The sequence below is a fragment of the Candidatus Endomicrobium procryptotermitis genome (assembly GCA_031279415.1).
Lineage (GTDB): Bacteria > Elusimicrobiota > Endomicrobiia > Endomicrobiales > Endomicrobiaceae > Endomicrobium_B > Endomicrobium_B procryptotermitis.
In genome coordinates this window covers 36,684-52,251 of record JAITIP010000003.1, presented here as the reverse complement: position 1 = coordinate 52,251, position 15,568 = coordinate 36,684, and the positions used below count along the sequence as shown (strand labels likewise).

Genomic DNA, 15,568 nt, shown 5'->3' with positions numbered 1-15,568 from the left:
ATGATTAAACGGCATATAACGAAGAAGCTTAATGCGATAATGAGAAAATACGCAGAAGAAAAAGGGTTAGAAGAAAGTATTTCTTTTTCTGTAGAGATTCCGCCTAAAAACATAGATGCTGATTATGCCGTGAACGCTGCAATGATAATGGCGAAAAAGTTGAAAACAAATCCCGCGGTCATAGCTCGGGAGCTTATAGACATAATTCTAAAAGAAATGGATGATTACATAAGCAAGGCAGAAATCGCAGGTACAGGATTTATAAATCTTAGTGTTAAAAATGAAATTCTTTATAAAGAACTTCGAGTAATTCTTAAACAAAAAGAAAAGTACGGAACTCTTTCTTCAAAGGGCAAAGAAAAAATAATGGTAGAGTTTGTTTCGGCTAATCCTACAGGTCCTCTGCATATAGGGCATGGACGCGGCGCGGCAATTGGCGATTCGCTTTCAAGGGTGTTGAAGCATCTTGGATATAATGTCACAAAAGAATATTATCTTAACGACGTCGGAAATCAAATGCTTGCACTTGCCGCTTCGGTTAAGGCAAAGTATGCTCAGCTAAAAGGTGAAAACATTCCTTTTCCCGAAGATGGTTACAAAGGGGAATATATTGCCGATATTGCAAGAAGGCTCTTAGATAAAGAGAAAAATGCCGATGAAATAGATTTTAAAAAAGAAGCGGTAAAAGATATTCTTGCAATGATAGAAAACGATTTGAAAGATTTTGCGGTAATTTTTGACAATTGGTTTTCCGAAGGAAAAATAGCTTTTGATAAAGATTGTGAAGGGAAAACGGAAGTGGATAAAACCTGCGATTATCTTAAAAGTAAAGGCGACGCTTACGTTCAAGATGACGCGCTATGGCTTGCGTCCGCAAAATTCGGAGATGATAAAGACAGAGTTTTAAAGCGTTCCGACGGAAGATATACTTATCTTGCTTCAGACGCGGCATACCATAAAAATAAATTTGAAAGAGGTTTTACAAAACTCGTAAATCTTTGGGGGGCGGATCATCACGGTTATGTCGCTCGAATAAATGCCTGCGTACAAATGCTGGATTTTCCAAAAGAAGCATTAAAAGTTATTTTATATCAGCTTGTTTCTCTGATAAAAGACGGCCGGCCGGTGGTAATGTCCACAAGAAGCGGCGAATTTATAACGCTGAAAGAAGTCATAGATGAAGTCGGAAAAGATGCATGTAGGTTTTTTTTTCTTCTGCGTGATCCGGATTCGCAGCTTGAATTCGATTTGGATTTGGCAAAAAAACAGTCAAACGAAAATCCGGTGTTTTACGTTCAGTACGTAAACGCAAGATGCAATTCAATAGTCAGAGAAAGCAAAAACAGAAAAGATCTGCCTTCGAAAATCGATTATAGTCTTTTAAATGCAAAAGAAGAAAAAGAACTTATAAAACAGCTTTCGGCTTTTTGCGATACGCTGTTTCTTTGTGAACAAACTATGAGTCCTCATCATTTTACTGCGTATTTGATGGAGCTTGCCGACATTTATCATAAATTCTATGAAAAGCACCGCGTTTTAAGTGATGACCCTAAACTTACTGCATCTAGGCTGAAACTTATCGAAGCGGTGACGATTGTCATCAATAACGGTTTGGGATTACTGGGTGTTTCCGCTCCAGAACAAATGTAAGTCCTAGCGGACATATACTAGCCGTGGCAAGTTATAAAGACGATATTTGGAAGATATTGGCAAGCTTCTAATCTTTTAATATGCCAAACTTTCATTTATCAAGGATGCGAAAAATGAAAAAAATATTTTTACTGTTTATTTTATTTTTTTTCTCTATAAATTTTGTTTATGCCGAAATTTCGGTTACTCCTTACGGGGCAGCGCAGGTGGTTTCTGGCAGTTGTTTTCTTTTAAATGCCGAAGACGAAAAAGTTTTAATAGACTGCGGTCTTTTTATAGGAGATGACAGCGAACTTTATTTGAATTCCGATATGCCGCAGGAGCTTATTGATGCAAAATATTTGGTTTTAACTCATGCTCATCTTGATCATATCGGCAGAGTTCCTTTGCTTATAGCAAAAGGGTTTCGGGGCAAAATATATTCGACATCTGTGACTAAAGAGCTTGCGCTTTTGCTGTTTAAAGACAGGAACGGCTTTGAAATAATCGAAAGAAAATGGTACTGGTCAAAAGTTCAAAGAGAGAAAGCCGAAGCTAACAGAGCTACTGCTATTGCTCATTGGCATGAAGACTGCAAAGAAAGTATTAAAAATGTCGAAGAGCCACCTCTGCCGATAACTCTTGAAGAATTGCGCAAAAATACTAAAATCAAATTTTTAGCCTGCAAAAATTGTTGCGCTAAAGACAGCGCAGAAATAGAGAAACTTTTTGTGACTTTAAATTATAATGAATGGGAAGAAATTTCGAAAAACATAAAAGTAAAACTTATAGATGCGGGACATATTCCGGGTTCGGCAAGTGTCATTTTTGACATAAACGGTAAGAAAATTCTATTTTCTGGAGATTTGGGAAGCGGCTATTCAAGATTTAACGGAGAATTTTCAGTACCGGAAAAAGCGGATATGATTTTTGTCGAAGCTACGTATGCGGATGATAAATCAAAGCTTTCTTTTTTGGATTATGAGGTTTTTCAAAATGATTTGTCAAAAGCTTTAAAAAAAGGTAAAACCGTATGGATTCCCGCTTTATCTTTTAACAGAACGCAAAAAGTTTTATATGAACTTCGACTTATGCAAAAAAACGGAAAACTTCCTAAAGATTTTCCGATTTACAGTGTTTCTCCCAGTGCTAACAATATAACGGAAATATATCAAAAAGAGTTGAAAAAAAATGAAAGAGGCATTTGGTTTACTGAAGAAATTTATAAAGAAAAAACTATTCTTCCGGAAAAAATAAATCTGAAAAAAAACGTGAAATTTGATAATCCACTGATACTTATTTCTTCAAGCGGTGATCTTGATAAAGGCATGTCCGCACATTTTGTTTCTAAACTTTTGCCCAGAAAGGATTTGATGATTATGCTTGTAAATTACGTGAAACCTAAAAGTACGGCAGGAATGCTTTTATCGGGCAAAAATAAAATTAACGGCGTTAAAAGCAGCGCTTCCGTCAAAAAATATGATGTGTTTTCAGACCATGCGGGTTTTGAGATGATACGGAAATGGCTTTCAAATCAGTATAAAGAAACGTCTCTTTACATAGTACATTCGGAAAAGAAAATCGCTGAAAAAATGGAAATGCTTTTAAAAAAAGACGGCAGAACAAATATTTCAAAAGCGTCGTATAAAGAAAAAGTTGTTTTAGAACCCTAAATGAAAAACTATGAATTTTTAGAACATACCGCAGATTTCTGCCTAAAAGTAAAATCCGATACTTTGGGGGGGCTTTTTGAAGCTGCCGCTCAAGGATTATTAAGTAATGTTTTCGAGGAAATATCTTTAGGTGCAAAAGTAGAAAAAATATCTTTTTCCATTATGGGAGAAAGCATGGAAGAACTGCTGGTAAAATTTTTAAACGAGCTGTTATATATGTTTTATATAAAAAAAAGATTGCAAAGAGGGGAATTTGACAATATAACCTTAGATGACTGCAGCTTAAATGTTAAAGCGGATTTTGTCGCAATAAAAGATTTTAAGACAAATTTAGAAATTAAAGCCGTTACTTATGGAAATGTCAAAATAGAAAAGAAAAATAATTTATATGAAACTGTGGTAATAGCCGATGTCTAAAAAAAATAAAATCGACAACAATCTCAAATTCAGTATTATATTTACGGTTTGTTTTCTTCTAGCAGGCGCAGGAGTGTACTTTTATAGAAATTCGGGATACTCAAAAGAAGTTATACTTCAAAAAGCGAATACCTATTATATAAATGAACAATATTTTATGGCTGCAAAATACTATGCCAAAGCTGTCGAACTCAATGCCGGCAGCGCTGAAACATATAGAAATTATGCGATAGCTCTGACAAAGCTTTCAAATTACGACTCAGCTGCAAAACATTTAAAAATATCTTCTGAACTTGATCCTTACAATGCCGACACTTATTATCATCTGGGCAATGCTTTATTTTTAAAAGCGCAAATATCAAACAGTTCGGAAAAATTTTTGCAGGCCACAGAATATCTTGAAAAAGCCGCTACGCTTTCTCCTGAGATGGAACGGGCATACCTTCTTATAGGACTCTGTTACAGAAGCGTCGGAATGCAGGAAAATGCAAGAGCTTGGTACAGACGCGCTTTGCTTTCGGGAAATTTTAGCCAGTCTGGATTTTATAATCTTATAGGTCACACATTCAGGGAAGAGGAGCGATATAAAGAAGCGGCAAATTATTATAAAAGAGCGATAGATTCGGATATAGGATTTGTGGCTGCATACTGCAATTTGGGTGATATGTATCTTAAAATGAACAATGCCAACACTGCTCTTGCAAATTATGAAAAAGCGGCAGATATCAATCCTGAGTATATAACTTCGTATTTAAAAATAGGCTCGGTTTACGCAGGACAAAACAATTATGACGAAGCCATACCTTTTTATTTGCGGGCTTTGCAGATTAACCCCGATAATGATAAAGTGAATTATTTGCTCGGCATGGCTTATAAAAAGATAGGAAAAAGCGGTGAAGCGGTAGAATATCTTAAAACAGCAGCATACCACGGAAGCGATGAAGCCATTTATGAACTGCGCAATATCGGAATAGATTTGAGGTAAAATGTTTTATAATTACAAATTAATATTTTTTATTATTTTTTACGGGATATGTTCCGTTTTATATTATTTTATAAATAAACAGATAATGCTTACCGGATTTATTGCAGGTTTTTTGCTTGGCTCGCTTATATTGTATGGAGTTATTATTTTGATTTCTTTTTTGACTTCACTGCTTGCGGCTTTATTTTCAAAATATTGTTATATTGTCGGATGTGGAATATGTAAAATAAAGCCCGGACAAATGCTTCCGCAGACATGCTGGACTATTTTTACGATTTTAAGTTATGCGGCAGCGTTTATTATTTTTTTAAAAATGATAGAATACTGACATGCTTGATAATTTATTTACTAAAACTTTAAAAACTAATGCTCCCGACGATTTGGTTTATTTGGATATAGAAACTACAGGGCTTAATTATCTTAAAGGTGATAAAATCGTCGAAATCGCAATGCTTAAAACTCAAAACGGCAAAGAAGAACGTTTTGAAACTCTCATAAATCCGCAGCAGCCTATTCCTCTTGAATGTTCTAAAATTCATTCTATTTACGACAATATGGTTAGTGCTTCTCCGAAATTTAAAAATATTGCTGGCAGTATCGCGGAATTTATAGGCACAAGCACGGTCGTCTGTCACAATGCGCAGTTTGATTTGGCTTTTGTTCATAAAGAACTTTCTGAAAGTGGCGTAAGAACAAGCGGAATATATTATATAGATACTTTAAAACTTGCAAGGCAATACTTTTCTTTTGAATCGAACGTTCTCTGCAATATAGCAGCCTCCATCGGTGTGGAAGTTGAATTGAAGCACAGGGCAATGGCTGATGTTTTAACGATGTTTTCTGTGTCCAAATATTTGTTTTCAAATATGTATCGTAAAGGAATAGATATGATTGAACCCGTTCTATATGAATACAATTCAAAAAACTGACAACAATATCTTTTATCAATCCCTGCAAAATATTTTTAATTACAAAATTTTTCCATACGCTTTTTTTATCATAATAATATTTATAGTGTATGCAGGAAGTATAATGTTCGATGTTACAGAACTTGATGATGTGACTCTTGTGACATCAAGATACGAATATCTGCGAGATCCGTACAATATAATAGCTTCGTTTTTTAAAAGCGTTTTTAATGAAACCGATGACACTTTTTACAGGCCTATTCTTGTCATAAGCTGGATAATCGACACAATTGTCGGCGGTGGGAAAATTTGGGTATATCATCTTTCCAATGTGTTTTATCATTTTGTTGCCGTGTGCATGCTTTTTAATCTTCTTAAAAATTTAAATTTTTCCCGAAACAGATCTTTGGTCTTCTCTTCTTTTTTTGCCATTATTCCACTGCTTAACCAGGCGGTTTCATGGATACCGGGAAGAAACGATTCTATTCTTGCCATATTTGTATTTGGCTCTTTCATGTTTATGGTTAAATATAAAAAATCCGGCAATTTAAAACATGTCTTTTTTACTTCGCTGTTATTTATGGTTTCTCTTTTTACAAAAGAAACGGCTTTAGCTTCGTTTGTCGTTTTCCCTGCTTATATGCTTTTGGACATAAAAGAAAAAGATTTCTTAAAGAAAACGTTTATTTTGGTATTTTCCATGCTGGTTTGTTGTTTAATATGGTATTTAATGAAAAATTCTTTTACAAGCACAAAAGAGATAAGCATCTTTCATATAATAAGTTATATAAAGGCTGCGACGTTCAAATTTTTTCCAGCAACCCTTCAATATGTTTCTAAAATATTTTTTCCTGTAAATCTTAAAGTTATGCCCCTTCTTTCGGTTTTTGACACAGTTTTAGGATTTTTAATTTCGGTTTTCATTGCTGCGCTGATTTATATATCAAAAAAAGTAAATACATCAAATATTCTTTTTGGTATTTTGTGGTTTGTAATGTTTCTAGTTTTGCCGTATTTTCAAAACAGTTATTTCATTCTTGAGCACAGGGTGTATATTGCGCTTGTCGGATTAATTATTATTCTTAATGAAATAAAATTAAACGGTAAAGTTCAAGTGATTTTGCCTTATTTTATGTTTTTATATTTTATATTTTTTATATCGGTTTCTTTTACCAACAATATCAAATTCGCAAACAAACTTGTTTTTGCTTGTGCCGCTGTAACGGAAACACCGGATAATGTGAAAACCGCCTTTCTATACGGAAGAAGATTTTTAGATAATGGTACATTTCAGACAGGCGCATATTTTATGAAAAAAAATTATGAGAAAATGCCGATGAAATTTAAACAAAAAGAACCATCAAATGCAGCTTTTATCGGAATATTTGCATGGCAGAGGGGAGACATAAAAGAAGCAAAAAAATATCTCACTATCGCTGCTGAAAAAAATACTTTAATACATCAAACATATGGAGCCCTTGCGAATATTTTTATGAACGAAAGAAGATATGAAGAAGCGCTGATAAATATAAAAAAAGCATTTAAACTACAGCATGAAAATTCTGAATATTTCCGCTATCTTAAGTACTGCTTTGATAAAATAAACGGTAAATAATGATATTAAATCATATTATCTAATAGTTTCAAATATTAAAAAATAAAAAACAATGCTTCTTAATAGTAAATAAAACTAAATACTGTTATTTGCTATTTCTTATGGCTAAAAAATACTAGTTGACAAAATTTAATAGAATATATATAATTTTAAAAACTAATAAAAATAAAAAAAAGAAAAAGATAAAAAATGGAAAATAAAAATACAAATATAAATAACAAACAGATAATGGACATAAAAGAACTTTCTGAATATTTGGGAATAGGAAAATCAAAAATATATAGTTTGATAAGAATGAAAAAGATTCCCGCTTCAAAGATAGGAAGGCAGTACAGATTTTCAAAAGATATCGTAGACAGTTGGCTGAAAGATAAAATAATAACAAAAAAAGAAGATGTGCAGGCAGTTAAAAATAAAAAGGATCCGGCAGAAACCGGTGAAAGTAAATAAGCCGTACTATACAAAAACAGGAGGTGTGTAAAAATGGCACAATTAGTACAGAAAGTAGGCGTAAAAAGAGAGTCAGGGTACCTATACTTCATCGATAAACAGGGTGATATTTCCAGAGCATTGATGGCAAGAGGTGGAAAAAAAGGTGGAAAACCTTCAAAAGTAGAAAAAGTCGGACTTAAGAAAGAATCGGGTTTCTTGTATTTTATTGATAAACAGGGCAATATTTCAAGATCCGTCATGAGCAGAGGCGGGAAGAAAAAAGCGAAAAAGAAAGTGGTAAAAAAAGCTGTAAAAAAAATTGCTAAAAAAGCTGTGAAAAAAGTAGCGAAAAAAATCGTAAAAAAGCCCGTGAAAAAAGCTAAAAAGAAATAAATTTATCTTTTATAACTTGAAAAGCCCCGCTGTCTTTTCGGGGCTTTTTTTGTTTTGTAAAATTTTAATATGACGTGGAAAATCTTTTTTAGTATAATATCTTATTAATTTTTATAAGGAATGTTTAGCTATATGTTTAAACTACTTAGAGAAGATATAAAAAATATTTTTGATGAAGATCCTGCCGCGCGTTCGTGGCTTGAAGTTCTTTTTTGTTATCCCGGACTGCATGCTGTCATTATTCACAGGTTTTCACATTGGCTTTGGAAACACAGATTATATTTTCTTGCAAGATGCAGTTCTCATATAGCGAGATTTCTTACTGGAATAGAAATTCATCCTGGAGCAAAGCTCGGAAGGCGGATTTTTATTGATCACGGTATGGGCGTGGTAATAGGTGAAACAGCTGAAGTTGGTGATGATGTTCTCATATATAAAGGTGTTTTGCTTGGTGGAACTTCTCTCGAAAGGAAAAAAAGGCATCCGACAATAGGAAATAACGTAGTGCTTGGCTCCAATGCGATTATACTTGGAGCGATTACCGTTGGCGACAATGCGCGCGTGGGCGCCGCCTCTGTAGTAACGCATGACGTTCCAGCAAATGCTACGGCAGTAGGCGTTCCTGCAAGAATAAGCATGGGGTACAGCGCGGAAGAGATAACAAAACTTGAACACAATAAACTCCCAGACCCTATAGCCGAAGCGATGAAATTTGTTTTAGAGGAACAGCTTAAATCTGAAAGAAAGCTAAACGCTGCATTGGAAAAAATCAGAGAGTGCATAGAACTCAACGAAAAACGCGAGAAATAAGATTTATTGTCTGCAAATCTACAATATAATTTATAAAGATATAAAAACTTAAAAAATTCTACTTACCAATAAACATAGATAAGAAAATCCAAAAAATTATAAAAACTGAAACTGTTCACATCTTTCAAAACATTTAAATAATACTTAACTTATACAATTATACAAAGACAAGGCTTTCATTTTTATTTTTGCTGATAGTTTTTTCTGTATTTGATTATTAAATTTAAAATCGCAATGATATCTACAAAAGCATCGTCTACCCATCCGATGACTGGAGCGTCTGGGATAATATCTATCGGGCTTATCGTGTAAATTGCCGCAAAAATTAAAATTATCCATGCAAGTTTTGTTCTTTTAATTTTTACGGGTACGGCCTTTGCAATATCTTTTTTTTGATTGTCCATTTTGTCATACTCCTGTGGGAAGTTTTTCTTTCATTATTTTCCTGTAATTTAGTTTTGTTCCGTCAAGAACAAAAGTGCCGTCTCCTATTGCATGTATAAGCCTCCTATCTTTTTTGTTAGAATCTATGTAAGCGCTTAGTCCCTGAAGAATAAATATTCCATACTTTTTTACATAATCCGTAATTTTACATTCTATGTTTATGTAACATTCTTTAATCAGCGGCGCTTTTATATCTTTTGACTTCAGCAGAGTAAGTTTAAATTTTTTAAATTTATCGATTTCGGATCCAGAACAAGTTCCTATTTGAATGGCTTTTTTTGCAATATCTGCGGCAGGTATTGCGATAACACATTCTTTAGTTTTCATCATTGCCGCAAAAGAATGGTTCCACGCTCCCGTAAGCAAAGCAAACTGTGCGTTGAAATCCATAACCATTGTCCATGAAATAGTCATAACATTATTTTTTTTGCCGTCAAAAGTAGTTACCAAAACTATAGGACCCCGTTCTACATAAAGAAACGCTTTTTCCAAAGGCAGGTTTTTCATCATAATTTTCCTCCGTTTAAAAAATAAATTATTGTAAAAAGATTATAGCAAATTGGCATTATGTCGGATATTTTTAGTAAAATAGAACAAGCAGCTATAATAAAACCATAAGATGATGAAATTCCATTTTTATTGACAAAAAACTTATTTAGTGCTAAAATAGCACTCAAATTAATCGAGTGCTATTTTAGCATGAGCATTTAAAGTTTCTTAAATGATAAGGCGTTTGAATATTTGTTTTAACGGAGGCATATTATGAATTTAAATAAATGGACAATAAAATCTCAGGAAGCTTTGGCTGAGGCACAAAATATAGCTTTGGAATATGGCAATCAGGAAATTACTGAAGAGCATCTTCTTTATGCACTGGTAAAGCAAGATGAGGGAACGGTCAAAGCCATAATAAAAAAATCTGCGGCTGCAGGGCAGGAAGAACTTGTGCTTGCAAATATTTTAAAAGATTTGATTAAAGAAATAGAAAAAAGACCGAAAGTTTCAGGTGGAAACTTACACTTATCGCAAAGTTTAAATAAAATTCTTGCCGACTGCGAAAAAACAGCAAAAAATTTAAAAGATGATTATATTTCAACCGAACATATTTTGATTGCAATTTCCGATGAAGCTTCCGTAGACGCTTCAAAAATTCTCAAAAAATACGGGTTGACAAAAGATTCGATTTTAAAAATTCTCATCAGCATCAGAGGAGACCAGCGTGTTACCGACCAAAATCCTGAAGACAAATATCAGGCTTTGGAAAAGTACGGAAGAGATTTGACAGATCTTGCAAGACGTGCAAAACTCGATCCTGTGATAGGACGCGATGAAGAAATACGCCGCTGCGTTCAGGTTTTATCGCGTAGAACAAAAAATAATCCGGTAATAATAGGAGAACCGGGTGTCGGGAAGACGGCGATTGTAGAAGGTTTGTCGCAGAGAATCGTTTCCGGAGACATTCCAGAAACTTTAAAAGATAAAAAAGTCATAGCTCTTGATTTGGGAGCGCTTATAGCCGGCGCAAAATACAGAGGAGAATTTGAAGACAGGCTTAAAGCCGTGTTAAAAGAAATTCAGTCTGCCGGTGGAAAAATAATACTTTTTATAGATGAACTACACACAATTGTCGGGGCAGGTTCTTCCGAAGGCGCCGTTGACGCTGCTAATATGTTGAAACCCATGCTTGCGAGAGGTGAACTTAAAATGGTCGGTGCAACTACTCTTGATGAGTATAGAAAATATATCGAAAAAGACGCCGCTTTAGAACGCCGTTTCCAGCCGGTTTTTGTCGGAGAGCCTTCTATTGAAGATACCATCGCAATACTCAGGGGATTGCAGGAAAAATATGAAATACATCACGGCGTAGAAATAAAAGATTCTGCTTTGGTTGCGGCGGCAACTCTTTCGGCACGTTACATAACCGACAGATACCTTCCTGACAAAGCCATAGATTTAATTGATGAAACGGCAAGCAGGCTCAGAATTGAAATAGATTCGATGCCTGTAGAATTGGATGTTGTAGAACGCAGACTTATGCAGCTTGAAATTGAAAAGCAGGCAATAAAAAAAGAAACAGATACGGCTTCAAAAGAACGTCTGGTCAATATGGAAAAAGAAATCGACAGACTTAAGCATGAATCGGCTGAAATGAAAGTGCAGTGGGAGAAAGAAAAAAACTCCATTTCACAGATAAGAAGCATTAAAGAAAAACTAGAAGAGATGAAAGTTGAAGAACAGAAAGCGGAAAGAGCTGGGGATTTGAATACCGTCGCGGAAATACGTTACGGAAAAATTCCTCAGATGCAGAAAAAGATTGAAGAAGAAAACAAAAAACTAGAACTTCTGCAAATAAACAAAAAAATGCTTAAAGAAGAAGTCGATGAAGAAGATATAGCCGAAGTTGTGAGTAAATGGACGGGCATTCCCGTAACACGTATGATGGAAAGTGAAATGCAGAAGCTTATAAAAATGGAAGACAAACTGCATGAACGCATTGTCGGTCAGGATGAAGCGATATCGGCAATTTCAAACGCGGTAAGGCGCTCCCGCGCCGGTCTATCCGATCCCAACAGACCTATAGGTTCATTTTTATTTCTAGGTCCGACGGGAGTCGGAAAAACGGAACTTGCAAAAGCTTTGGCGGCTTTTCTTTTTAACGATGAAAGAAATATCGTAAGAATAGACATGTCTGAATATATGGAAAAGCACAGCGTTTCACGTCTTATAGGAGCACCTCCTGGATATGTGGGTTTTGAAGAAGGCGGACAACTTACGGAAGCTGTAAAGAGAAGGCCGTATTCAGTTGTTTTGTTTGATGAAATTGAAAAAGCTAATCCTGAAGTTTTTAATGTCATGCTTCAGCTTCTTGATGACGGCAGGCTTACTGATGGACAGAGTAGAACTGTAGATTTTAAAAATACCGTTGTAATAATGACTTCAAATACAGGTTCACAACATATTCAGGAAAACGATAATTATGAAAAGATGAAAGAAAAGGTCCATAATGAATTGCACAATTATTTCCGTCCGGAATTTTTAAACAGAATTGATGATATTATAATTTTCAGAAAACTCAGCGAAAAAGAATTAAGCAAAATTATTGACATACAGATAAGCGCTTTTGAAAAACGTCTTGCAGGAAGAAATATTTACGTTGAGCTCACTGATAAAGCCAAAGATTTTATTTCTCACAAAGGATACGAACCAGCTTTTGGCGCAAGACCTTTAAAAAGAGCCATACAAACATATTTGTTAAATCCTTTGTCTTCAAAACTTATAGATGGAGAATTTAAAGAAGGCGATACCATAAAAATAGAGGCTCCGAAATCAAAAACCGGAGAAGAACTGGAATTTAACAAAATTACATAACAATATGCATCCAATATATACAAGAAGCATAAAAAATTTGTAATTTTATCGATCAGTCGATTTGCAATTTAGCATAAAATTTATCGCTTTTTTAAAAAATATTATAAAATAAATTATATTATTAAAAAAAAAGGGGGAGTAAAAAATGGAAAATAGAACTAAAAACAAGCCAAATAATAAAGCATTCAAAATAATTTTGGCTGTTACGGCGGCGATTATTTTTCTTGCTATATTGAGCATAGGTTCATGTATATACAAATTGGTTTCAAATCCAGAAAATATTGAGACTTTAAAAAAGGCGTCAGCTGCCGATGAAGAGATAAGAGAATATACGGCATTTTTGGATGCTAATATAGATATAGCCCGGCAGGAAACCGAAAATTATAAAGACATTATTCCGTCTGAAATAAAAAATACGGAGTTTGAAAATAATAGGCAAGCAAGCAAAAAATATTATGAGATGCATAATTCGCAGGATTGGCCAAAATTTGAAGGCGAGGAGAAAAAACTCGGAGAAGCGTATTTGGCTTATGGGAATTATTATGCAGCTTTATCGGCAAAAGATGACTTTTTGATTATTATGGATGTTCCTAAACTGTCAAAAATATTTGTAAAGGTCATGATGGAAAATGATTCTGCATATAAAACGGTTAAAAAAGAAAAAGTCGAATCAATAACTGACGATGAAATAAAAAAATAATAAACTGCAGTGTGGATATATGAAAAATTATAAAAACTATTCAGATAAAATAAAGGACATAAGAGCCTTGCATATGCACTATACGGATAAAGTAGCGAAAAAAATTCTGGCAAAATGCTTGATCGATAAGATATTAAGGGAGATGTGGTGATTATGTTCTGAGGTTAAAATTTGTCTTAAATTTTCAAAACATATCTTGTAACTTTTATAAAATAATATCAAAATTTGACTATAAAAATTTTTATATATAGAAGAGGAAAAAAGTGAGTGTTGCAAAAAAAATTTTAAAAAATCATTTATTAAGCGGAGAAATGAAAGTGGGCGAAGAGATAAGTTTGCGAATCGATCAAACTTTAACTCAGGACGCTACGGGAACTATGGCATATCTTCAATTTGAGGCAATGGGGATTGCCAAAGTTAAAACTAAACTTTCTGTAAGTTATGCAGACCACAACACATTGCAGTGTGGCTTTGAAAATGCGGACGATCACAAATTTTTGCAGACTGTAGCGGCAAAATATGGCATAGTCTTTTCTCCTGCGGGAAACGGTATATGTCATCAGGTACATCTGGAAAGATTTGGCGTACCGTCAATGACGCTTATCGGTTCTGATTCGCATACCCCAACGGGAGGAGGCATAGGAATGCTTGCTTTTGGGGCGGGAGGACTTGATGTGGCATGCGCTATGGCGGGGCAGCCTTTCTACATAACAATGCCTAAAATTATCAAAGTAAATCTCAAAGGAAAACTAAGGGATTGGGTAAGTGCAAAAGATATTATTCTTGAACTTCTCAGAATAGAAACTGTTAAAGGCGGCAGGGGCAAAATATATGAATTCGCGGGTGAAGGTGTAAAGACATTGTCAGTTCCAGAAAGAGCGACAATAACGAATATGGGCACCGAACTCGGAGCTACGACAAGCGTTTTTCCTTCCGATGAAATAACGAAAGATTTTCTGGAAAGACAGGGCAGAGGCGAAAGCTGGACCGAAATAACCGCTGACGAAGGCACAGAGTACGATCAGGAAATAGTGATAGACCTAAATACGCTGGAACCATTGATAGCTGCGCCTCATATGCCTGACAACGTGAAGAAAGTTAAAGATATAAAGGGAATAAAAGTGGATCAGGTCGGGATAGGCTCATGCACGAACTCTTCTCTTTCAGATATGCTTCTGACATCTGAAACACTGAAAGGTAAAATGATAGATAAGAATGTAAGCCTTGTGATCTCTCCGGGATCAAGGCAGGTAATGGCCATGCTCTCAGAGTCAGGCGCGCTTACAAGCGTTATTGAAAGCGGAGCGAGGGTGATCGAAAGCGCCTGCGGACCTTGTATAGGAATGGGACAATCACCTAAAAGCGGCGCCGTTTCTTTGAGAACTTTTAACAGAAATTTTGAAGGAAGAAGCGGTACAAAAGACGCTCAAGTTTATCTCTGTTCTCCAGAGGTCGCTTTGGCGGCGGTCCTGACCGGTGAAATAACCGATCCCATGGAATATTTCGGAAAAAAACCGCAGATAAAAATGCCGGAAAAGTTCTATGTCAACGATAAACAATTCCAGATGCCTGATGCTGACGGCTCAAAAGTAGAAGTTATAAAAGGGCCAAATATAAAATCCTTGCCGGATTTCACTCCTATGGAAGCAAGCATTGAAGGTAGAGTGGCACTGAAGGTAGGCGACAATATATCGACGGACCATATACTTCCCGCAGGCGCGAAGATACTTCCTTTGAGGTCAAATCTTCCCGCTATATCGGAATATACTTTTGCAGCGGTAGATAAAGATTTTGCCTCAAGGGCAAAAACTATAAAGAACGGAGTAATTATAGGCGGCGAGAATTATGGACAGGGATCTTCAAGAGAACATGCGGCGCTGGCCCCGAGATATCTCGGAATAAAGGCAGTTCTGGTGAAGTCTTTCGCGAGAATACATCTTGCGAATCTGATAAATTTCGGTATAATTCCTTTGACGTTCTCCGATGCAGCCGACTATGAATCCGTAAATCTCAATGATGATATCTCCTTCAAAAACATAAAAAGCGTTCTTGAAGAGGACAGAGATCTTTTTGCTTCGGTCAACGGAAAAGAAATAAAAGTGAATTATAACCTGACAAAAAGACAGAAAGACATACTTTTTGCCGGCGGATTGCTTAACTGGATAAAATTGAATTCAAAATAAGATAATAGGG

15 protein-coding genes are annotated in these 15,568 nt (G+C 35.3%); 13 read left to right on the top strand and 2 right to left on the bottom strand.

Features of this window, described 5'->3' with window-relative positions:
• From argS to cysE, 10 genes are all read left to right on the top strand, one after another.
• Complete coding sequence (argS, locus tag LBD46_00455) at window positions 1–1,650, top strand: arginine--tRNA ligase (GenBank protein ID MDR2425648.1); 1,650 nt, start codon at window positions 1–3, stop codon at window positions 1,648–1,650.
• 113 nt (window positions 1,651–1,763) lie between these two features.
• Window positions 1,764–3,302 (top strand): MBL fold metallo-hydrolase, encoded by a 1,539-nt coding sequence (locus LBD46_00450; GenBank protein MDR2425647.1) that lies wholly within the window; start codon window positions 1,764–1,766, stop codon window positions 3,300–3,302.
• Window positions 3,303–3,719: an archease gene (locus LBD46_00445; protein MDR2425646.1), complete on the top strand. Its 417-nt coding sequence runs from the start codon at window positions 3,303–3,305 to the stop codon at window positions 3,717–3,719.
• A complete protein-coding gene (locus tag LBD46_00440; GenBank protein MDR2425645.1) occupies window positions 3,712–4,704 on the top strand; it encodes a tetratricopeptide repeat protein in 993 nt (330 codons plus the stop codon). The genes LBD46_00445 and LBD46_00440 overlap by 8 nt, the downstream gene beginning before the upstream one ends.
• Before the next feature lies 1 nt (window position 4,705).
• Window positions 4,706–5,032, top strand: coding sequence for a hypothetical protein (locus LBD46_00435; GenBank protein ID MDR2425644.1), 327 nt, complete (start codon window positions 4,706–4,708; stop codon window positions 5,030–5,032).
• 1 nt (window position 5,033) lies between these two features.
• Window positions 5,034–5,633 carry a 3'-5' exonuclease gene (locus LBD46_00430; protein MDR2425643.1) on the top strand — a complete coding sequence of 200 codons (600 nt, stop codon included), beginning with the start codon at window positions 5,034–5,036 and terminating at the stop codon, window positions 5,631–5,633.
• A gap of 103 nt (window positions 5,634–5,736) precedes the next feature.
• Window positions 5,737–7,227, top strand: a complete 1,491-nt coding sequence (locus LBD46_00425) for a hypothetical protein (protein MDR2425642.1) — start codon at window positions 5,737–5,739, stop codon at window positions 7,225–7,227.
• A gap of 189 nt (window positions 7,228–7,416) precedes the next feature.
• Window positions 7,417–7,677: a helix-turn-helix domain-containing protein gene (locus LBD46_00420; GenBank protein MDR2425641.1), complete on the top strand. Its 261-nt coding sequence runs from the start codon at window positions 7,417–7,419 to the stop codon at window positions 7,675–7,677.
• Window positions 7,678–7,710: 33 nt separating this feature from the next.
• Window positions 7,711–8,052 carry a hypothetical protein gene (locus tag LBD46_00415; protein ID MDR2425640.1) on the top strand — a complete coding sequence of 114 codons (342 nt, stop codon included), beginning with the start codon at window positions 7,711–7,713 and terminating at the stop codon, window positions 8,050–8,052.
• 132 nt (window positions 8,053–8,184) lie between these two features.
• Window positions 8,185–8,862 carry a serine O-acetyltransferase gene (cysE, locus tag LBD46_00410; GenBank protein ID MDR2425639.1) on the top strand — a complete coding sequence of 226 codons (678 nt, stop codon included), beginning with the start codon at window positions 8,185–8,187 and terminating at the stop codon, window positions 8,860–8,862.
• Window positions 8,863–9,044: 182 nt separating this feature from the next.
• Here the strand turns inward: cysE and LBD46_00405 are convergent, their stop codons facing one another.
• Both LBD46_00405 and LBD46_00400 read right to left on the bottom strand, forming a co-directional pair.
• Window positions 9,045–9,266, bottom strand: coding sequence for a DUF1232 domain-containing protein (locus tag LBD46_00405; protein MDR2425638.1), 222 nt, complete (start codon window positions 9,264–9,266; stop codon window positions 9,045–9,047).
• Window positions 9,267–9,270: 4 nt separating this feature from the next.
• Complete coding sequence (locus tag LBD46_00400) at window positions 9,271–9,816, bottom strand: flavin reductase family protein (protein MDR2425637.1); 546 nt, start codon at window positions 9,814–9,816, stop codon at window positions 9,271–9,273.
• A gap of 252 nt (window positions 9,817–10,068) precedes the next feature.
• Between LBD46_00400 and clpB the strand changes: the two genes are divergently transcribed.
• The 3 genes from clpB (at window position 10,069) to LBD46_00385 (ending at window position 15,558) form a co-directional block, all read left to right on the top strand.
• Window positions 10,069–12,675 carry an ATP-dependent chaperone ClpB gene (gene clpB, locus LBD46_00395; GenBank protein MDR2425636.1) on the top strand — a complete coding sequence of 869 codons (2,607 nt, stop codon included), beginning with the start codon at window positions 10,069–10,071 and terminating at the stop codon, window positions 12,673–12,675.
• A gap of 145 nt (window positions 12,676–12,820) precedes the next feature.
• Window positions 12,821–13,375, top strand: a complete 555-nt coding sequence (locus tag LBD46_00390) for a hypothetical protein (GenBank protein MDR2425635.1) — start codon at window positions 12,821–12,823, stop codon at window positions 13,373–13,375.
• 263 nt (window positions 13,376–13,638) lie between these two features.
• On the top strand, window positions 13,639–15,558 hold the full coding sequence (locus LBD46_00385; protein ID MDR2425634.1) for an aconitate hydratase: 1,920 nt from the start codon (window positions 13,639–13,641) through the stop codon (window positions 15,556–15,558).
• Window positions 15,559–15,568 lie beyond the last annotated feature (10 nt).